General features: G+C 43.2%; 18 protein-coding genes, 1 other RNA gene and 1 other annotated feature (1 of these 20 only partly in view). Of the genes, 15 read left to right on the top strand and 4 right to left on the bottom strand.

Annotated features, from left to right (window positions below):
- Window positions 1-235 (top strand) — a binding site (T-box leader); it begins 7 nt to the left of the window's first position.
- Window positions 236-360: 125 nt separating this feature from the next.
- The 4 genes from hisS (at window position 361) to ACY8D0_RS20520 (ending at window position 4,609) form a co-directional block, all read left to right on the top strand.
- Window positions 361-1,632 carry a histidine--tRNA ligase gene (gene hisS, locus ACY8D0_RS20535; protein WP_462412340.1) on the top strand — a complete coding sequence of 424 codons (1,272 nt, stop codon included), beginning with the start codon at window positions 361-363 and terminating at the stop codon, window positions 1,630-1,632.
- A gap of 14 nt (window positions 1,633-1,646) precedes the next feature.
- Complete coding sequence (gene aspS, locus ACY8D0_RS20530) at window positions 1,647-3,416, top strand: aspartate--tRNA ligase (protein ID WP_462412528.1); 1,770 nt, start codon at window positions 1,647-1,649, stop codon at window positions 3,414-3,416.
- A 67-nt stretch (window positions 3,417-3,483) separates the two neighbouring features.
- Window positions 3,484-3,679: non-coding RNA, 6S RNA (gene ssrS, locus ACY8D0_RS20525), on the top strand.
- 162 nt (window positions 3,680-3,841) lie between these two features.
- Window positions 3,842-4,609, top strand: a complete 768-nt coding sequence (locus ACY8D0_RS20520; protein ID WP_462412339.1) for a tRNA threonylcarbamoyladenosine dehydratase — start codon at window positions 3,842-3,844, stop codon at window positions 4,607-4,609.
- Window positions 4,610-5,620: 1,011 nt separating this feature from the next.
- Here ACY8D0_RS20520 and ACY8D0_RS20515 read toward each other — a convergent pair.
- Window positions 5,621-6,538, bottom strand: coding sequence for a nuclease-related domain-containing protein (locus tag ACY8D0_RS20515; RefSeq protein WP_462412338.1), 918 nt, complete (start codon window positions 6,536-6,538; stop codon window positions 5,621-5,623).
- 173 nt (window positions 6,539-6,711) lie between these two features.
- On the opposite strand from ACY8D0_RS20515, the gene ACY8D0_RS20510 reads away from it, so the two are divergent.
- On the top strand, window positions 6,712-7,638 hold the full coding sequence (locus ACY8D0_RS20510) for an ABC transporter ATP-binding protein (protein WP_462412337.1): 927 nt from the start codon (window positions 6,712-6,714) through the stop codon (window positions 7,636-7,638).
- Entirely contained in the window at window positions 7,631-8,581 is a 951-nt protein-coding gene (locus tag ACY8D0_RS20505; RefSeq protein WP_462412336.1) for an ABC transporter permease, read from the top strand. Before ACY8D0_RS20510 ends, ACY8D0_RS20505 begins: the two co-directional genes overlap by 8 nt.
- 39 nt (window positions 8,582-8,620) lie before the next feature.
- On the opposite strand, the gene ACY8D0_RS20500 is transcribed toward ACY8D0_RS20505, so the two are convergent.
- A complete protein-coding gene (locus ACY8D0_RS20500; RefSeq protein WP_462412527.1) occupies window positions 8,621-9,889 on the bottom strand; it encodes a replication-associated recombination protein A in 1,269 nt (422 codons plus the stop codon).
- Between the two features lie 158 nt (window positions 9,890-10,047).
- Here ACY8D0_RS20500 and cymR point away from each other — a divergent pair, with 158 nt between their 5' ends.
- The 5 genes from cymR (at window position 10,048) to recD2 (ending at window position 15,998) form a co-directional block, all read left to right on the top strand.
- Window positions 10,048-10,467, top strand: a complete 420-nt coding sequence (gene cymR, locus ACY8D0_RS20495) for a cysteine metabolism transcriptional regulator CymR (RefSeq protein ID WP_462412335.1) — start codon at window positions 10,048-10,050, stop codon at window positions 10,465-10,467.
- Window positions 10,468-10,512: 45 nt separating this feature from the next.
- Window positions 10,513-11,655 carry a cysteine desulfurase family protein gene (locus tag ACY8D0_RS20490; protein WP_462412334.1) on the top strand — a complete coding sequence of 381 codons (1,143 nt, stop codon included), beginning with the start codon at window positions 10,513-10,515 and terminating at the stop codon, window positions 11,653-11,655.
- Window positions 11,656-11,695: 40 nt separating this feature from the next.
- Window positions 11,696-12,814, top strand: a complete 1,119-nt coding sequence (mnmA, locus tag ACY8D0_RS20485) for a tRNA 2-thiouridine(34) synthase MnmA (RefSeq protein ID WP_462412333.1) — start codon at window positions 11,696-11,698, stop codon at window positions 12,812-12,814.
- Between the two features lie 81 nt (window positions 12,815-12,895).
- A complete protein-coding gene (locus ACY8D0_RS20480; protein ID WP_462412332.1) occupies window positions 12,896-13,549 on the top strand; it encodes a tetratricopeptide repeat protein in 654 nt (217 codons plus the stop codon).
- 34 nt (window positions 13,550-13,583) lie between these two features.
- Window positions 13,584-15,998 (top strand): SF1B family DNA helicase RecD2, encoded by a 2,415-nt coding sequence (gene recD2, locus ACY8D0_RS20475; protein WP_462412331.1) that lies wholly within the window; start codon window positions 13,584-13,586, stop codon window positions 15,996-15,998.
- A 395-nt stretch (window positions 15,999-16,393) separates the two neighbouring features.
- Here the strand turns inward: recD2 and ACY8D0_RS20470 are convergent, their stop codons facing one another.
- Window positions 16,394-16,582, bottom strand: a complete 189-nt coding sequence (locus tag ACY8D0_RS20470; RefSeq protein ID WP_462412330.1) for a ribbon-helix-helix domain-containing protein — start codon at window positions 16,580-16,582, stop codon at window positions 16,394-16,396.
- A gap of 105 nt (window positions 16,583-16,687) precedes the next feature.
- Here ACY8D0_RS20470 and ACY8D0_RS20465 point away from each other — a divergent pair, with 105 nt between their 5' ends.
- From ACY8D0_RS20465 to ACY8D0_RS20455, 3 genes are all read left to right on the top strand, one after another.
- Window positions 16,688-17,332: a helix-turn-helix domain-containing protein gene (locus tag ACY8D0_RS20465; protein ID WP_462412329.1), complete on the top strand. Its 645-nt coding sequence runs from the start codon at window positions 16,688-16,690 to the stop codon at window positions 17,330-17,332.
- Between the two features lie 33 nt (window positions 17,333-17,365).
- On the top strand, window positions 17,366-17,662 hold the full coding sequence (locus ACY8D0_RS20460; protein ID WP_462412328.1) for a hypothetical protein: 297 nt from the start codon (window positions 17,366-17,368) through the stop codon (window positions 17,660-17,662).
- Window positions 17,663-17,808: 146 nt separating this feature from the next.
- Window positions 17,809-18,009, top strand: coding sequence for a hypothetical protein (locus ACY8D0_RS20455; protein WP_462412327.1), 201 nt, complete (start codon window positions 17,809-17,811; stop codon window positions 18,007-18,009).
- A gap of 271 nt (window positions 18,010-18,280) precedes the next feature.
- Here the strand turns inward: ACY8D0_RS20455 and ACY8D0_RS20450 are convergent, their stop codons facing one another.
- Window positions 18,281-18,487 carry a hypothetical protein gene (locus ACY8D0_RS20450; RefSeq protein WP_462412326.1) on the bottom strand — a complete coding sequence of 69 codons (207 nt, stop codon included), beginning with the start codon at window positions 18,485-18,487 and terminating at the stop codon, window positions 18,281-18,283.
- Between the two features lie 184 nt (window positions 18,488-18,671).
- Here ACY8D0_RS20450 and ACY8D0_RS20445 point away from each other — a divergent pair, with 184 nt between their 5' ends.
- A complete protein-coding gene (locus ACY8D0_RS20445; protein WP_462412325.1) occupies window positions 18,672-18,923 on the top strand; it encodes a hypothetical protein in 252 nt (83 codons plus the stop codon).
- The last annotated feature ends 39 nt before the right edge of the window (window positions 18,924-18,962 follow it).

Here is an 18,962-nt window from a genome sequence, read left to right as displayed (position 1 = left end):
CAATGATGGAGCATAGTAGTTAAGTCACATTCCATGAAAAGAGAGGAAATGTCCCAGGCTGAAAGCATTTCTGCATGAATCTTAATGAAAGAACACTCCGTAGGCTTCTCTCTGAAAAAGTCCGGCTCTAGTAGGAGAAGAACGTAGCAGGCGTTAACTGTTTGAGAGGAAGAGCTTTTGAATTTTCAAGCTCTTCAACTAGGGTGGCACCGCGGATTAAACTTCCGTCCCTTGTTTGATAACAAGGGATGGGAGTTTTTTTGTTTTTCAAGCCTACATAACTTTAGGCAAGCTTTTTCGCGCAATGGCAGACGCGTTTGCCAAATAAATTTTATTAAGTGAATAAAGGAGGATTCCCATATGTCAATTAACATCCCAAGAGGCACACAGGACATACTGCCGGGAGAGGTAGAGCTGTGGCAGCTGATTGAAAAAAAAGCCAGGGATCTTTGTGAAAAATATCATTATCAAGAAATTCGGACACCGATTTTTGAACACACGGAATTGTTTTCCCGTGGTGTTGGCGATACGACCGATATTGTCCAAAAAGAGATGTACACGTTTGAAGACCGGGGAGGCCGAAGCTTAACTTTACGGCCAGAAGGCACAGCATCCACGGTGAGAGCGTTTGTGGAGAAAAAAATGTATGGTAACGCCAACCAGCCCGTCAAGCTGTATTACATGGGACCTATGTTCCGTTATGAGCGGCCGCAATCAGGCAGGTTCCGCCAGTTTGTTCAGTTCGGTGTTGAAGCATTAGGGAGCCATGATCCGGCCATTGATGCGGAAGTGATATCCCTTGCGATGAATCTGTACAAAGAAATGGGCTTGAAAAAATTAAAGCTCATCATTAACAGCCTAGGGGACAAAGAAAGCCGCCTAGCTCACCGCGAGGCATTAATTAATCACTTTAAACCGAGAATCGGCGAGTTCTGCAAGGATTGTCAAAACCGCTTGGAAAAGAACCCGCTAAGGATTCTGGATTGTAAAGTGGACCGGGATCATGAATTAATGAAATCGGCCCCATCCATTATCGATTACCTCAATGAAGAATCAAAAGCGTATTTTGATAAACTTCAAAAATATTTAACCCAGCTTGATATTCCATTTGAGGTGGACCCGAACCTAGTTCGCGGACTGGACTATTATAACCACACTGCTTTTGAAATCATGAGTGATGCGGAAGGCTTTGGAGCGATCACCACGCTTTGTGGCGGCGGCCGCTACAATGGCTTAGCCGAGGAAATTGGCGGCCCTGAGACTCCAGGGATTGGATTTGCCCTCAGTATTGAACGCTTTATCGCAGCTCTGAAAGCAGAAGGCATCGAACTAGAAGTGAATCCAGGAATCGATTGCTATTTAGCTGCCCTTGGCGAAGAAGCCAAGGATTACACAGTCGGTTTGCTGCAAAAGCTCCGATTGGCAGGGATTTCAGCAGAACGTGATTATTTAGCTCGAAAAATTAAAGCCCAGTTCAAAGCTGCAGACCGATTAAATGCAAAGTATGTTGCGGTTCTTGGCGATGAAGAGCTTAATCAAAATAAGATAAATGTTAAAAACATGGCAACTGGCGAGCAAGTTGAAGTTGATTTGGATGGTTTTGTTGAGTACATTCAGGGGATGGAAAGGTAAGGGGGATTATCATGTTGTATGGCAGATCATATTTTTGTGGTGAAGTTCCAGAAGCAGCTGTAGGAGAGAAAGTTTCCTTAAAAGGCTGGGTACAAAAACGCCGTGACTTAGGCGGATTGATTTTTATCGATTTACGTGACCGCACAGGGATTGTTCAGGTTGTGTTTAATCCGGATGTTTCCAAAGAGGCATTGGAAACGGCCGAGAAAATTAGAAATGAGTTTGTTTTGGATGTGGTTGGTACGGTGGTTGCTCGTGAAGCCGGGACCATTAATGAAAATCTTAAAACAGGTACGATTGAAATCCAAGCGGAAGCTGTTACGATTATCAACGAAGCTAAAACGCCGCCATTTATGATTACAGACAAAACGGATGCTTCAGAGGATGTCCGTTTGAAGTACCGTTACTTGGATTTCCGCCGTCCGGTGATTTTTGAAACCTTGAAAATGCGTGCACACGTGACCAGACAAATCCGAAATTTCTTGGATTCTGAGGGATTTTTGGATATTGAAACACCAATTTTAACAAAAAGCACCCCGGAAGGAGCACGTGACTATTTAGTGCCAAGCCGGGTGCACCCTGGTGAGTTTTATGCCCTGCCACAATCGCCGCAATTGTTTAAGCAGTTGCTGATGGTCGGCGGCGTTGAACGGTATTACCAAATTGCCCGCTGCTTCCGTGATGAGGATTTGCGTGCAGACCGTCAGCCGGAATTTACTCAAGTCGACATCGAAACAAGCTTTTTGAGCCAAGAGGACATTATCGCGCTTATGGAACGGATGATGTCTGGGTTAATGAAGGAAGTAAAAGGCATTGATGTTCCTGTGCCGTTCCCACGAATGACCTACCATGAAGCGATGAGCCGTTATGGATCGGACAAACCGGATACACGTTTTGGACTGGAACTGGTTGATGTTTCCGAAATCGTGAAGGATTCTGATTTCAAGGTATTTGCCGGTGCTGTTGCAAACAATGGACAGGTTAAAGCAATTAATGTGAAGGGCGCTGCTGAGAAATACTCCCGCAAGGACATCGATGCTTTGGGAGAACATGCCGCTCGTTACGGAGCAAAGGGACTGGCTTGGCTAAAAGTCGAGGCAGATGGTCTTAAAGGGCCGATCGCCAAGTTCTTCTCTGAAGAGGATGGTCAAGCACTGAAAGCTACTTTGGAAGCTTCAGAGGGCGATTTGCTGCTGTTTGTTGCCGATAAAAAGAGTGTTGTGGCCGATGCATTAGGGGCACTAAGACTTAAGCTTGGCAAGGAGTTAGGATTAATCGACCAGAGCTTATTCAACTTCTTATGGGTGACGGACTGGCCATTGCTTGAATATGATGAGGAAGAAGGACGCTATTATGCAGCCCATCACCCATTCACGATGCCGTTCCGCGAGGATCTTGAGCTGTTGGATACTGACCCAGCCAAAGTCCGCGCCCAAGCCTATGATATTGTTTTAAACGGCTATGAACTAGGTGGCGGTTCTTTGCGGATTTTCGAGCGGCCGATTCAAGAAAAAATGTTCAAAGTCCTTGGCTTCAGCCCTGAACAGGCACAGGAACAATTCGGATTCCTGATGAATGCATTTGAGTACGGCACCCCGCCGCATGGTGGAATTGCGATTGGTTTAGACCGTTTGGTAATGCTGCTTGCTGGAAGCACCAACCTTCGAGATACCATTGCCTTCCCTAAAACAGCAAGTGCGAGCTGCCTGCTGACAGATGCACCTGGTGAGGTATCAGAGGCCCAATTAAAAGAATTAAATTTGTCACTAAATGTTCCTAAATAATTGGCATACTTTTTCCTGGGCATCTTGATGGCAGCAGGAGATTATGTTATTATTATTTCAAGTTAGAAGAGTCCTGAAATGTACGTTGTATAACCTAATGTTTTGACCGAACATTTTATTATTGGGAGTTTGGAGTTTTTGAAAGGCGTAAATGCCTCACTCAATGCGAGTAAGGGGACTTACAAAGTTCAAAACAGGACACCCACCTGCTGAGTGCGGGATCAAAACAAGGGATTGAAAGCGACGGCACCATTGGGACTCTTCTCTTGTTTTCTTAAACCTCTAAATTGAGAGGTTTTTTATTTTGTTTGCTTTTAAATACATAATCCCCATCAACATACTTGTTTTTAAAGGGAAGTATGATATATTTTTTAGGGTGAAATGATAATTGTATCGTTAAATTTGTGAATAGTTGGAGGAACATTATGCTGCATCAATTTTCTCGTAATGAGCTGGCCATAGGCAAAGAAGGATTAGAGATTATGAAAAACAGCACGGTGGCTGTTTTGGGAATCGGCGGTGTCGGTTCTTTCGCGGCTGAAGCCTTGGCCCGCTCCGGAGTCGGCCGGATCATTTTGATTGATAAGGACGATGTGGATATTACCAATGTCAATCGTCAGTTAATTGCTTTGCTGTCCACTGTTGGCCGGCCAAAGGTGGAGATAATGGAGGAACGGATTAAGGACATTAATCCGGATTGCGAAGTTGTCTCGTTAAAAATATTTTATACCGAAGAAACATATGAGCAGATTTTTAGTTATCCATTGGATTTTGTTGTGGATGCTTCGGATACCATTGTGTATAAGATTCATTTAATGAAGGAGTGTTTGAAGAGAAATATTCCGATTATCTCGAGTATGGGTGCGGCGAATAAAATGGACCCGACCCGGTTCCAGATTGCGGATATTTCCAAGACTCATACTGACCCGATTGCCAAGGTGATCCGGACGAGGCTGCGAAAAGAGGGAATCAGGAAAGGCATTCCGGTTGTTTTCTCTGATGAGAGCCCAATTGTGATACGGGAAGATGTGCGCAAGGTGGTCGGGAACGATCAAGCAGAGATTCGTAAGGCCAAGATGCCGCCATCCTCTAATGCGTTCGTCCCATCGGTGTGTGGTTTGATTATGGCGAGTTATGTGGTGCAGGAGTTGTTAAAGGATATTAAGATTAGCCGGGTAAGGGATGAGAACTAAAAGAATTGTTCTGGGATATGTTAGTTTTTAGTTTTTACGTGACCTAGAGCCGCGAAAAAAGCAGGTTAGGGTCACGTAGAGGGGCCCTACGTGACCGTGAACGGTGAAAATAGTAAAAGGGTCAAGTAGAGAGGTTCTACGTGACCGAGAACAGGGAAAAAAGCAGACTAGGGTCACGTAGAGGCATACGTGACCTAGAAGTGCGAAAAAAGCAGGTTAGGGTCATGTAGAGAGGTTCTACGTGACCGTGAACGGTGAAAATAGTAGCTAAGGGTCACGTAGAGAGGTTCTACGTGACCGAGAACAGTGAAAATAGTAGCTAAGGGTCACGTAGAGGGGCCCTACGTGACCGTGAACGGTGAAAATAGTAACTAAGGGTCAAGTAGAGAGGTCCTACGTGACCGAGAACAGGGAAAAAAGCAGGCTAGGTCACGTAGAGGCATTAGTGACCTAGAAGTGCGAAAAAAACAGGTTAGGGTCACGTAGAGGGGCACAACGTGACCGTGAACGGTGAAAATAGTAGCTAAGGGTCGCGTAGAGAGGTTCTACTTGACCGAGAACAGGGAAAAAAGCAGACTAGGGTCACGTAGAGGCATACGTGACCTAGAAGTGCGAAAAAAGCAGGTTAGGGTCATGTAGAGAGGTTCTACGTGACCGTGAACGGTGAAAATAGTAGCTAAGGGTCACGTAGAGAGGTTCTACGTGACCGAGAACAGTGAAAATAGTAGCTAAGGGTCACGTAGAGGGGCCCTACGTGACCGTGAAAGGTGAAAATAGTAACTAAGGGTCAAGTAGAGAGGTCCTACGTGACCGAGAACAGGGAAAAAAGCAGACTAGGGTCACGTAGAGGCATACGTGACCTAGAAGTGCGAAAAAAGCAGGTTAGGGTCACGTAGAGAGGTCCTACGTGACCAAGAACAGTGAAAATAGTAGCTAAGGGTTACGTAGAGGGGCCCTATGTGACCCTAACTCTAGGGTCTGCGGAATATCTTGTGTAAGTAAAATATCTAATTATTCAAAATAGAGCCATCTTCCATATCCAATAGCTTTATACTGTTTTAGCAGAATCCTCCTAATCATCTTCTTAGAAGGAATAAACCCACACCATTCATAAACAAGATTCGTTGTAATCCTCATCTCAGGAAACAACAGCCTTATCTCCTCCACGTTCCGTACCACAGCCGCCTCAATACTCTCATGCTCGCCACAAACATTACAGACCAGTTCATCCTCCACCACCCTTACCATATACGAGTCACATTTCACACAACAAGATCCTTTTTTCATCGCACCAAAGCTATATCGAGGCAAACTGGTGAAAGGCGTCTCTTTTATGTGCCGGGCTACCAACTCGTCCGCTAACTTCTTGTGCTGGTTTCCTAGCTTGGAAGGTATCTTGTTTAACTGATCCATAAAACGATCTAACTGGTTAGGATAAATAATAGGTTTGTTTAGGGGGGCTTGATAAAGAGTAAAATGCGGATTCACAAAGACAACATAACCTTCGAGAGGAAGCTGAACTCCAAGACTTTTGAGCAAGGAATGTAATAATTGCTTACTTCGTTTTGTCTGGTCTAAGGGATTCTTCATATCTTTGTCCGTTACTATCATCGTGAAGGCTTCTTTATCAGGATAGTAGCAATAATCGCCATCCTGGTTTTTTATTTCAATGGGCATGATTGATTTTTGATAGATCAACAAGGTGTCAATTTGGAAGAGGGAGTTATTATGCTTGAGGAGTAAATCATTTAACACATATACATCACATTGAAGCTTTTCTGTTAACCGGTCAAACAATACCTCGCCTTCATAGCCTTTTTGAAGATACAAATAGGTTCTTTTTTCCTCTGGCGTCAACAGCATTCTCTTGTTTAACAATCTCATTTTTCTTAATTCCAATGACTCCGTTCGAGGTTTATATAGCTCCATATTCCACATCCTTTCATGTTCTGTTTTTATTTTATATAAAAACTGACAAACGTTAACAAAAGGTCCATGAAATTTTTGTTAACGTTTTATTTTTTTGTAAAATTTACCTGAAAGATGCCGGCCAATAAGGTACACTTGTAAAGGAGATATTTGGTAAAGAGAGGAGAACAATCTTGGAGCCTATTGTCGAACTTAAAAATGTAACAAAAGTAATTAAAGGAAGAACGATTATTGACAAGATCAGTTTTCAGGTCAACAAAGGAGAGGTGTTCGGGTTCTTAGGACCCAATGGCGCCGGAAAAACCACAACCATCAGAATGATTGTCGGTTTAATGGGAATTACCGAAGGGGACATCACCATCGGTGGTTATAGCATCAAAACGGAGTTTGAGGACGCAGTCGGTCATATTGGGGCCATTGTCGAAAACCCGGAAATGTATAAGTTTCTAACCGGTTATCAAAATCTGATTCATTACGCTCGAATGACAACCGGCGTCACAAAAGAGAAAATTGCCGAGACCGTCGAACTGGTCGGACTCACCGGCCGGATCAACGATAAGGTTAAGACGTATTCCCTCGGCATGCGGCAGCGGTTAGGGTTAGCCCAGTGCTTACTTCATGGCCCGCAAGTATTAATCCTGGACGAGCCCACCAACGGGTTGGACCCCGCTGGAATCAGGGAAATCCGCGATTATGTCCGCCGCCTTGCCCGCGAAAAAAACATGGCGGTCATTGTGTCCAGTCATTTGCTCTCCGAGATGGAAATGATGTGTGACCGAATTGGCATTATCCAGGACGGCCGGCTAATCGACGTTCAGCAAATAAAGGAATTTGTCCAGGCGAGCGGTACCGCCTTCGAATTAGAAGTCACGCCAGCCGAAAAAGCCGCAGTCATCTTGCAGCAGCATTATCCTGAAGCAAGGCTCACCTATTCCCGTGATGGGGTGACCATTGGACTGCCTAAACAAGAAATACCATCATTAGTTAAGCTCTTAGTGGACCAAGAGATACATATTTTTGGGATAAAAGAAGCGGGAAAAACATTAGAAGACCGTTTCCTTGAAGTGACCGGGGAAAAGGGGGCAGCGGGCCGTGGTTAATTTATTAAAAAATGAATGGATGAAAATTTTCAGGCGACCCGGGACGTATGTCATGATTGCCCTGCTTATTGTGATCACTTGCGTCATTGCCCTGTTTTTTAAATCGCAAGAGGACACAAATAATGGAGCAGTCGATGCCAATTGGGAGCAGACGCTGAAAGAGGAAAATTCGGCACTTGACCGGCAGATGAATCAAAGCCAATCGAAACTGGAAAGGGATTATTTTAAAAAACAAATTGCAATTAACCATTACCGGATTGAGCATCATATCCCGCCAAGAGAAAAATATAATGTCTGGTCATTTGTCAAAGATGCCTCAGAGCTGATTACTTTGGCTGGCTTGTTTACCATCATTGTGGCGGCTAGTATTGTGGCAAGTGAATTTAACTGGGGGACGATCAAGCTGTTGCTGATCCGCCCCATTAATCGGATGAAAATATTATTATCGAAATACTTAACAGTATTACTGTATGCATTATTTATGCTTGGAATCTTGTTTGTTTTCTCCAGCATCTTGGGTACGGTGATGTTCGGGGTGCCCAACAATCCCCAACCTTACTTGAATTATTATAACGGACAGGTGACTGAGCAAAATATTGTGGTGCATTTGCTTATTTATTATGGTTTAAATTCGATCAGTATGGTCATGCTGGTGACAATGGCCTTTATGATTTCCTCCGTATTTCGGAACAGTTCCTTGGCCATCGGTTTATCGCTATTTTTATTGTTTACAGGTGAGCAAGTTACCACTTTGTTATCCTTTAAATTCGGTTGGGCCAAATACATCTTGTTTGCCAACACCGACCTCATGCAATACATGGAAGGCACGCCTTTGTTAGAAGGGATGACCATGCCATTTTCAATACTGATGCTATTGATTTATTTTGGGCTATTCTTATTTGTATCGTTCTGGGTCTTTAAAAAACGGGATGTGGCCGCATAACAACAAGAAAGTGTCAGGAATCTAACCCCTGACACTTTCTTATTGGCGAATCAACCGTTCGTAAACGGTCGCAAGGGCCTGCTCAAATTTGCCTGTTTTCTTAGGTTGATAATATTGCTTGTGTTTAATCCTGTCAGGCAAGTATTGCTGCTTGACCCAGCCGTTTTCATAATTATGAGGGTATTTATAATCAATCCCTCTGCCAAGCTCTTTGGCTCCTTTGTAATGGGCATCCTTCAAGTGGTCAGGCACTTCGCCGCCGATGCCTTTTTGAATATCACCTAGTGCCGAATCGATGGCCATAATGGCAGAATTGGATTTGGGTGATAGACAAAGCTCAATGACAGCGTTGGCCAACGGAATTCTGGCTTCAGGAAATCCAAGCCGCTCCGCTGTTTCAATGGCTGCGAGTGTCCGCGCTCCGGCCTGAGGATTTGCCAGGCCAATATCCTCATAAGCGATGACGATCAATCGGCGGCTGATACTGACAAGGTCACCTGCTTCGATTAACCGGCCCAAATAATGGAGGGCGGCGTTTACGTCACTGCCGCGGATCGACTTTTGAAAGGCGGAAATCACATCGTAGTGGGCATCCCCGTCCCTGTCCGCTGAAATGCTTTTCTTTTGCAAACATTCTTCAGCGGTGCGGACATCGATATGGATAGCATTCTGTTCATCCGGGTCAGTAGAAAGAATCGCCAATTCCAGCGCATTCAATGAACTGCGGACATCTCCATTTGAACCTTGGGCAAAGTGCTGCAATGCTTCCGGCGAAACTTCCACTTTCAATTTTCCGTAGCCCCGCTCTTCATCCTGAAGGGCATGGTGCAAAACGGTTTGAACGTCATCCGGGGACAAGGGTTTCAATTCGAAAATTTGGCAGCGGCTGCGGATGGCAGGATTAATCGCGTGATACGGGTTGCTGGTAGTGGCGCCGATTAGAACAATCATGCCGTTTTCTAAATAGGGTAAAAGAAAATCCTGTTTGGCTTTATCCAGACGGTGGACCTCGTCCAAGAGAAGGATCACTTTTCCGGACATTTTCGCCTCGGCGGCGACAATTTCCATGTCCTTTTTATTATTGGTGACCGCATTGAGCGTCCGGAATGCATATTTCGTGCTGCCAGCAATCGCAGAGGCAATCGAGGTTTTGCCGATGCCGGGCGGCCCGTATAGTATCATCGAGGTCAGTTGTTTCGCTTTGACCATTCTGGCGATAATTTTTCCCTCACCGACAAGGTGCTGCTGGCCGGCTACCTCTTCAATGGTTCTTGGCCGCATTCGGTAAGCTAACGGTTTTTGCTGCATCATACATCTCTCCAAGTTTTTAAGAAAATAACTTAATTCTACAATACCATTTATTTAGCAAAAAGCATATTAGGGAAGAATATGATATAATTCATAATGCCTATCAAGTTACTGTGGATAAATTTAACTTTTTATATATATGAAATGAGGTGCACGTTTTGAAAATATCAACAAAAGGTCGTTATGGACTTACCATCATGATTGAACTGGCCAAAAATTTTGGCGAAGGCCCTACATCCCTTAAAGCCATCGCGCAGGCGAATAACTTGTCGGAACATTATCTTGAACAGTTAATCGCGCCGCTCCGGAATGCCGGATTAGTCAAAAGCATCAGAGGAGCCTATGGCGGTTACATTTTGGCTAATGAACCGGCCAAAATTACAGCAGGCGATGTTATTCGTGTTTTAGAAGGTCCCATTATCATCGTTGAGGGGATTGAAGACGAAGAGCCAGCCCAGCAAGAACTTTGGGTCCGGATTCGCGATGCCATCAGGAATGTGTTGGACAACACCTCTCTTGATGACTTGGCAAGCCACAGCAATGACGCTGAGCCGGAAGGTTATATGTTTTATATTTAATGTAAAAAATGATATTGGTGAATTTTGTTGAATGAAGGTGTAACAATGGACCGAATCTATCTTGACCATGCGGCGACTTCTCCGATGCGCCCGCAGGTCATTGAAAAAATGCTTGAGGTGATGAATACCACGTTTGGCAACCCGTCGAGCATTCATTCCTTCGGGAGAGAAGCTCGTCATCATATTGATCTGGCGCGTGCGGCAATGGCGGGCAGTATTGGCGCAAAAGAAAATGAGATTATTTTTACAAGCGGGGGAACAGAAGCGGACAACATGGCGTTATTTGGTGTGGCCGAGAGTTATCAGCAGAACGGAAAGCACATCATCACCACCCAAATTGAACATCATGCGGTGCTTCACGCCTGTGAAAAATTAGAAAAGATGGGTTTTGAGGTTACCTATTTACCAGTCGACGAGACAGGTGCCATCTCCATCCTAGACCTCCAAGCCGCTCTAAGGGAGGATACTATTCTTGTTTCTGTCATGTACGGAAATAATGAAGTCGGGACGATTCAACCGATTAAGGAAATCGGTCAAGTCCTAAAGGACCATCCCGCTAAATTTCATACAGATGCCGTTCAGGCCTATGGTGTTGAAAAAATTGACGTCAATGAATGCATGGTAGACTTATTATCGGTTTCTGCCCATAAAATCAATGGTCCCAAAGGCATTGGTTTTCTCTATGTCCAATCTGACGTTAAAATCGCGCCTCGGTTTTTCGGCGGTGAGCAAGAACGCAAGCGGCGGGCCGGTACGGAAAACGTCGCTTCGATTGCCGGTTTCCATGAGGCTGTCTTAATCGCAGCTGAGGAACTAGATACCAAACGGCAAAAGTTTAGGGGATATAAAGAAATTACTATAAAAAAACTTCAGGAACAGAGTATCGTGTTCAGCGTGAACGGATTTCTTGATAATTCCCTTCCGCATGTATTAAACTTAAGCTTTCCGGGAACCAACGTTGAAGCCATGCTGGTGAATTTGGATTTAGCCGGAATTGCCGTTTCCAGCGGGTCGGCCTGTACGGCGGGTTCCATCGAACCTTCTCACGTGCTGGTGGCCATGTTCGGAAAAGATTCGGAGAAAATCACGAATTCGATTCGTTTCAGTTTTGGCTTTACGACAACAACCGAAGAAATTTTAAAGGCGGCAGAAGAGACAGTCAAGGCTGTTCAACGTCTTACAAAATAAAGTAACTCCATTCCAGAAAGAAAAAGTGAGGTGAACAGGAATGGAAGCAAAAGACCCAAAAAACACCCGCGTGGTGGTGGGAATGTCCGGAGGGGTAGATTCCTCCGTTGCCGCACTGCTGTTGAAGCAGCAAGGCTACGATGTCATTGGCATTTTTATGAAAAACTGGGATGACACCGATGAGAATGGCGTTTGTACCGCTACCGAAGACTATAACGACGTCATTCGGGTCTGCAACCAAATCGGAATTCCCTATTATGCGGTCAATTTTGAGAAGCAATATTGGGACAAGGTGTTTACCTATTTTCTTGATGAATACCGTGCCGGAAGAACTCCGAATCCTGATGTAATGTGCAATAAAGAAATCAAGTTTAAGGCCTTTTTGGAACACGCCATGAAACTGGGGGCAGACTATTTGGCCACAGGGCACTATGCGAGGGTTGAGTATCGGGACGGCGAGTATAAAATGTTGCGCGGTCTGGATGAAAATAAGGACCAGACTTATTTCCTCAACCAACTGAGCCAAGAACAGATAAGCAAAGTTATGTTCCCAATTGGCAATCTTGAAAAACCGAGAGTAAGGGAAATCGCCAAAGAAGCCAATTTGGCAACTGCCGCGAAAAAAGACAGCACCGGGATTTGTTTTATTGGCGAACGGAATTTTAAAGAATTCCTTGGCCAGTATCTTCCGGCGCAGCCTGGGAATATGGAGACCTTTGACGGTGAAATAAAAGGACGTCACGAAGGGTTGATGTATCACACTATCGGCCAGCGGCACGGTCTGGGAATTGGCGGTTCCGGTGAACCTTGGTTTGCGGTAGGGAAAGATTTAAAACGAAATGTCCTCTATGTCGGGCAAGGTTTTCATAATGAAAGGCTTTATTCAGATTCCATTGTTGCAACGGATGTTAGCTGGGTATCAAACGGAGAGAAACCGGCTGAATTTGAATGCACAGCAAAGTTCCGCTATCGTCAAGAGGATCACAAAGTCACGGTTCAATTGTTGGAGGACAACAAAGTCAAAGTCATTTTCCACGAACCGATTCGCGCTGTTACCCCGGGGCAAGCAGCTGTTTTTTACAACGGCGAGGAATGCCTTGGCGGCGGCACGATTGACCAAGTATTTATGAATAATGAACGGCTAACTTATGTCGGATAAAAATCACCCTGACTCTACCAATGAAGTCAGGGTTTTTTTCTGAAATATGATATACTTCGATATAGAAATGGAGTTGAAAACATGGACCACAATCAAAAAGGCGTTCAATTTCTCCAAGAAGGAAATCTGGAGGCGGCGGCAAAAGCTTTTAATCAAGCGATAACTGAGAAGCCTGATGATCCGGCGGCCTATATTAATTTTGGCCATGTACTGTCCGAATTTGGCGAGACGGACAAGGCTTTGAAATTTTACCAAAAGGCCATTGAAATTGATGAAAATGCAGCGGCAGCCTACTATAGTGCCGGCAATCTCTACTTCAGCGCCGACCGTTTCCAAGAGGCTAAAAAAATGTTCGAGGAAGCGATGAAACGCGGGCTGGAGACGAGCGATAATTTCTTTATGCTCGGCCTGACCTTAATGAATTTAGACCAAGGCAAGTTTGCTCTTGCTTACCTGCAAAGAAGTGTGGAACTGAACGAGCAGGATGCTGAAGCGCGGTTTCAGTATGGATTGTGCTTGGCACAGCTTGAATGGATTGATCAGGCTATAGAGCAATTTAAAAAATGCTTAGAACTTGAGCCGAATCATTCGGATGCCTATTATAACTTGGGCGTTTCCTATGCTTTTAAAGAAAAACCTGACAAAGCGATTGAAATGTTAAATAAAGCACTTGAAATCCAGCCAGACCATCTGCTGGCCGGACACGCCAAACAATTAATCGAAGCGAATCAATAATCAGTCGAATTTATTACGAAAGGAGGGAGCAAATTTGGAAAACCAGCAATCTCTTGATTTATTTACCAATCAGGGAACCTATGTAAAAGGTCGCCCATTTGTAACGATTTTTCATAATGAACAAAATTTATATACGGTTGTAAGAATCCGTGTTGAAGAAACCAATATTTCTTACAGTGACAAAGAGGCAATCGTGACGGGTTATTTTCCGAAAATTCACGAGCAGGAAACCTATATTTTTTACGGCGAATTCAAGGAACACCCAAAATTCGGCCTGCAATTTCTTGCCACGCATTTCCGCAAAGATATGCCTCAATCCAAACAGGGGATTATCGCTTATCTGTCGGGAGAAATGTTTAAAGGAATCGGGAAAAAAACAGCAGAAAACATCGTAGAAACCCTAGGGGACAACGCGATATCCAAAATATTGAACGAACCCTCCCTGTTGGATTCTGTTCCAAAACTCCCTCCGGACAAGGCAAAATTGCTGTATGACACCTTGATGGAACACCAAGGACTCGAGCAAGTCATGATCGCATTGAATCAATATGGCTTCGGTCCACAGATCTCGATGAGAATCTATCAGGCATATAAAGAGGAAACCCTTGGCATCATTCAAAAAAACCCCTACCAGCTGGTGGAGGCTATTGAAGGAATCGGGTTTGGCCGGGCGGATGAACTGGGTTTCCAACTGGGGATATCCGGGAATCATCCGGACCGGATTAAAGCTGCCTGTCTTTATGTTTTAGAAAATGAATGCATGCAAACGGGACATGTTTTTATGCATGCGGAAGAATTATTAGAACAGGTGAAGGCACTTCTCGAAGACAATCAGCGGGACATTATCGAATATGCGGATATCTCCACAGAAGTCATTAAACTCCAAGAAGAAGGGAAAATAAGGGGGGAAGAGCAGCGGGTCTACCTGCCATCCCTCTATTTTGCAGAAAAGGGCCTAGTCACCAGCATCAGCCGAATTTTAAAACAAACTGAGTACCAGGAGCAGTTTCCTGAATCAGAGTTTTTATTATCATTGGGCAGTCTGGAAGAACGTTTGGGGGTTCAATACGCCCCGACGCAGCGGGAAGCGATTCAAACCGCGTTAATGTCACCGATGTTGATTTTGACAGGGGGACCCGGAACTGGAAAAACGACTGTCATCAAAGGAATCGTCGAGCTTTATGCGGAATTGCATGGCTGCTCGCTCGACCCGAAAGAGTATCATAAAAAACTGGAGCCATTTCCGTTTTTGCTCGCAGCCCCGACCGGAAGGGCCGCAAAGCGGATGAGCGAGTCAACCGGACTGCCTGCTGTCACCATTCACAGGCTGCTCGGTTACAATGGAACTGAGAACTTTGATCGGGATGATGCGAGCCCTTTGGAGGGAAAAATTTTAATCGTTGACGAGACCTCCATGCTTGATATTTGGCTGGCCAATCAATTGTTTAAAGCATTACCCGAACATATCCAGGTGATTCTTGTGGGGGATGAGGACCAGTTGCCGTCTGTTGGCCCTGGACAGGTGTTAAAGGACTTGCTTCGTTCGGAACGGATTCCTTCCGTCCGGTTAACGGATATTTATCGGCAAGCGGAAGGGTCATCGATTATTGAACTGGCTCATGAAATCAAAAAGGGCAGGCTGCCTGCCAATATAGCGATGAAACAGGCAGACCGTTCGTTTATTAAATGTACCACCGCACAGGTTGCTCAAGTGGTGGAAAAAATCGCCCTAAATGCGAAAAATAAAGGGTTCACTGCGATGGATTTTCAGGTTTTGGCACCCATGTACCGCGGACCGGCCGGGATCGACCGGTTAAATGTCTTGCTGCAAGAAATTTTCAATCCCAATCCTGGGGGAACCAGGAAGGAAATCACCTTTGGGGATGCCAAATACCGGATTGGCGATAAGGTGCTGCAGTTGGTAAACCAGCCTGAAAACAATGTCTTTAATGGCGATATCGGAGAAATCATTTCAATTATTTACGCCAAAGAAAACACAGAAAAGCAGGACCTGATTTATATTTCCTTCGAAGGCAATGAAGTGGAGTATACCAGGCAGGAATTGAATCAGATTACGCATGCTTACTGCTGTTCGGTACATAAATCCCAGGGAAGCGAATTTCCGATTGTCCTGCTCCCGGTGACGCGAAGCTATTATCGGATGTTACAAAGAAACTTAATTTATACCGCGATTACCAGGGCGAAGCAGTCATTGATTATTTGCGGAGAAGAAGACGCGCTTAGGATGGGTGTCCAACGGGCCGACGAAATGTCAAGATTGACCTCCCTATGTGAAAAACTTCAGGAATCGATTCCCGATTACGAAAAGAAATCAGGATTGATAGAGGAGCTGTCTGAAGAAATACCATACGAAGAGGTTTTAATGCGGGTTGACCCAATGATTGGCATGGAAAACGTTTCTCCTTATGATTTTATGGCAAAAGACTGAAACTAAACCTTAATACTAGTATAATTCCCTGATATATCAAGGTTTTTGATGGTTTCTAATTCGGTTTAAGTTATACCTAATCTTCCCGATTTACGTTAAAAACGTGTGACTTTTGGTGTGACTTATAGAAAAGTGTGACTATAAGTGTGACAATAATTAATAATTTAAGTAGGGCGAATGTTTCCATGCTATATAGAAGCGTTCGTCTTTTTATTTTGAGATCCTTTAATATACAAATACAAACAATTGTTTCTACCACTATCAATAACACTTTAAATAACATTAATTTGGCCACTAATAAAATCACGCTAAACTCTTTATAATCTTTAAGTTTTTAAACCTTTATAAAAATCATTAAAAGAAAATAATTTTGAACAAAAAAAAGAACGTCCAGATTATTGACCGTTCTTTATGTTATGTTTAGTTATTAGATCTGTTATTGCTTCATCTAATAACTTGGATTTTGGAATCCTAGTTTCTATTGAAAGTTTCTCTAGCTTTTCAGCTAATTCGAGGTCAAGTGTACTTGAAATAGTTTTTCTATTCTTTAACCCTCTATTATTCGTCTTGCTCAAATTTATCACCCCTCAAAATAAATTATAAATCATCAATAAACCTCTTGCAACTTCATGAAGTTTAATGTAGTATAAAGAAGTAGCAAGAATTGTTTATGAAAGGAGGGGAGCACAATGGCAAGTAACAGGATGATGATCGCAACCGCTCAAGCTTTATCCACTCGCAACGATTACAACTTTAAATCCACGATTGAAACAGTCAACGCTTATTTTGACCTCGGTTCTCAAGAGTATGCTGCATTTACATATATTGCTGGATTATCTGAACTTTGTCAGGGTGTATCCTTTCCGAGTCAAAGCAAGATTGCAGAAAAGTTGGGAGTTGACCGGACAAGAGCAAATAAAATCATCTCCCAGTTAGTCAAAAAAGGTCTCTTGATTGTTGTAAAGGTAGAGGGAATCCGTAACAACTTCTATGTAATTCCCACTATCGCAGAACTCTTAAACAGGGTCGCTGAGAAGGTCAAAGCAATCACCAGTAAGATTAAGGAAAGTATCAAAAAGACCGCTGAGAAGGTCGCTGAGACCGTTGAAAGGGTTCAAGAGGTCTTTGCATCCAAGAAGGAAAACAAGCCTCAGACAAGCCTCAAAGGGTCTCAGAACGGTTTTAAAAAGACTCCAATCCGCACAGAGTATCTTCCTGATTGGTGGGAGGAATCTACAAGAGAGAATGAAGAAAAGACACAGGTAAAACAAAACCAGGATTCACTACCAACAAAGGAATCTATTCTTGAAATGTTGAGATCAGCCGGGTTCTAATAATCAAATCAAAATTTATAGGGAGGTTTTACCATGGTAGCAATAAACAAGGATGGACAGTTATATTTCACTTTTGAAGATGTTTTAGAACATCCAGTAGTAGAGGAGATGGTTTCAAAGTATATCTTAAAACACCGTGAACCTATGAGAAAGGCTTTCTATCGGGTGTTTAATCGTCATATGGCTGCGTGGTCTCCTGAGCGTGTTGAACGTGATTATGGGTTAAAGAACCTTGTCAAAGTCTCCTGGCATGGGGAAGAGGAATGCTTTCATGTTCATTTCAAGAATGGGGATTGGTGGCATTACGCGTTAACTGGAGAATGGTATTGATCGGTAGTCTTGTCAGGTATTAAACAAAGGAGTCTGAATTCCTCATAAAGGTGTAGGAATTATTTACCATGGTAGAGTTACCATAACTTACCTTATAATAAATTAGGACTTTATTACTAATTAGCATAAAAGGGGAAAAATGATCAATGGATTTTTTTTGGGACACACTTGTTCAAACTTTCGAAGATGGATTTTCTGGCATATGGAGGTTGTTGTTTCATACCCCATGGAAAGAATTGAAAGGAACACTTGGGATTATGTTTGAAGTAGGATTCTTTTTGTTCAGTTTAATTGGTATTCTGTGGCTTTGGGCTGTGTTGTCTGGTGATGATCGAAGATATTGGTAAAAAAGGAACCTAGAAATACAAAAAAAGGCCAAGCCTTTCGACATAGGCGATATCCAACGGATTCGATAATCTATCAGGGTTACATATTTCTATCTTGTAAGGCATTTAACAAAGGAGATAGATCTCATATCAAAGATGGAACTGTTGAAGAACAGGATGGAGATGAAAGAGTTTCTTTTCATTAATGCAATTTCAATATAATTAACAAATAACAATGGCTCGGAGTTTTTTCCAAGCCATTTTTTGCGTATGTATTTTTTATTAAATCTTATTATTTGCCTAATCCTTCTTTAAAACCCTTAAACTGTTTTGGAAAACTTTTATCAAATTTAGCTTGGTCTGCTGGAGATAAGGAATCCCAAAGCTTTTTAGCACCTTGTAACGTAGCACCTGAAGGTGGCCTATCAAAATAAAACTTGTCATTGATGTCTGCTAGAATATTAAAAATTTCATTCACTGTTAGATTAACATTTGCCATTTCTGCTCCCCCTAATATTTGGTAAATAATTTTTATTTTACCATAAAAGAGAATAAAGCAGGGTGACAATGTTCAAAAATTTGTAGAAAGGTGGAAAAATATTATTGTCGAATTGTACCCTTTAAGGAGGGATTTTGATGAAGTATTTTGTTCTATATGTATTTTCAATGAAGATGATCCACCATTGGAGATTTATTTGAAAGGAAAATCCATTAAATATATGGAAGAACGGATTCACAGATATTCCAATGGGTGTCTGGCAACAAGTAAGGGAAGTCTCTACACATCCAATGCAAATTCATCCTTTATTAGGGAAATAGATCTCAAGGAATTTCCACATCTATCAAAAAGGGATTTTGCTACTATTAATGAGACCAGCAGTTATGATATGTCTGATTTAGTAAAAGACCATAACGAGCCAGAGGATGTACAATAGGTGAGTATCCAAAGACCGCTGAAAAGGTGGTCTTATTTT

Source organism: Neobacillus camarae, from assembly GCF_054950115.1.
This window is presented reverse-complemented; position numbering and strand designations above follow the sequence as displayed.

What these genes read in the sequence shown, in the direction of transcription:
- hisS (WP_462412340.1), top strand. Translation starts at nt 361, where the DNA reads ATGTCAATTAACATCCCAAGAGGCACACAGGACATACTGCCGGGAGAG.
- ACY8D0_RS20520 (WP_462412339.1), top strand. Translation starts at nt 3,842, where the DNA reads ATGCTGCATCAATTTTCTCGTAATGAGCTGGCCATAGGCAAAGAAGGA.
- ACY8D0_RS20515 (WP_462412338.1), bottom strand. Translation starts at nt 6,538, where the DNA reads ATGGAGCTATATAAACCTCGAACGGAGTCATTGGAATTAAGAAAAATG.
- ACY8D0_RS20500 (WP_462412527.1), bottom strand. Translation starts at nt 9,889, where the DNA reads ATGCAGCAAAAACCGTTAGCTTACCGAATGCGGCCAAGAACCATTGAA.
- ACY8D0_RS20490 (WP_462412334.1), top strand. Translation starts at nt 10,513, where the DNA reads ATGGACCGAATCTATCTTGACCATGCGGCGACTTCTCCGATGCGCCCG.
- mnmA (WP_462412333.1), top strand. Translation starts at nt 11,696, where the DNA reads ATGGAAGCAAAAGACCCAAAAAACACCCGCGTGGTGGTGGGAATGTCC.
- ACY8D0_RS20480 (WP_462412332.1), top strand. Translation starts at nt 12,896, where the DNA reads ATGGACCACAATCAAAAAGGCGTTCAATTTCTCCAAGAAGGAAATCTG.
- ACY8D0_RS20465 (WP_462412329.1), top strand. Translation starts at nt 16,688, where the DNA reads ATGGCAAGTAACAGGATGATGATCGCAACCGCTCAAGCTTTATCCACT.
- ACY8D0_RS20460 (WP_462412328.1), top strand. Translation starts at nt 17,366, where the DNA reads ATGGTAGCAATAAACAAGGATGGACAGTTATATTTCACTTTTGAAGAT.
- ACY8D0_RS20455 (WP_462412327.1), top strand. Translation starts at nt 17,809, where the DNA reads ATGGATTTTTTTTGGGACACACTTGTTCAAACTTTCGAAGATGGATTT.
- ACY8D0_RS20450 (WP_462412326.1), bottom strand. Translation starts at nt 18,487, where the DNA reads ATGGCAAATGTTAATCTAACAGTGAATGAAATTTTTAATATTCTAGCA.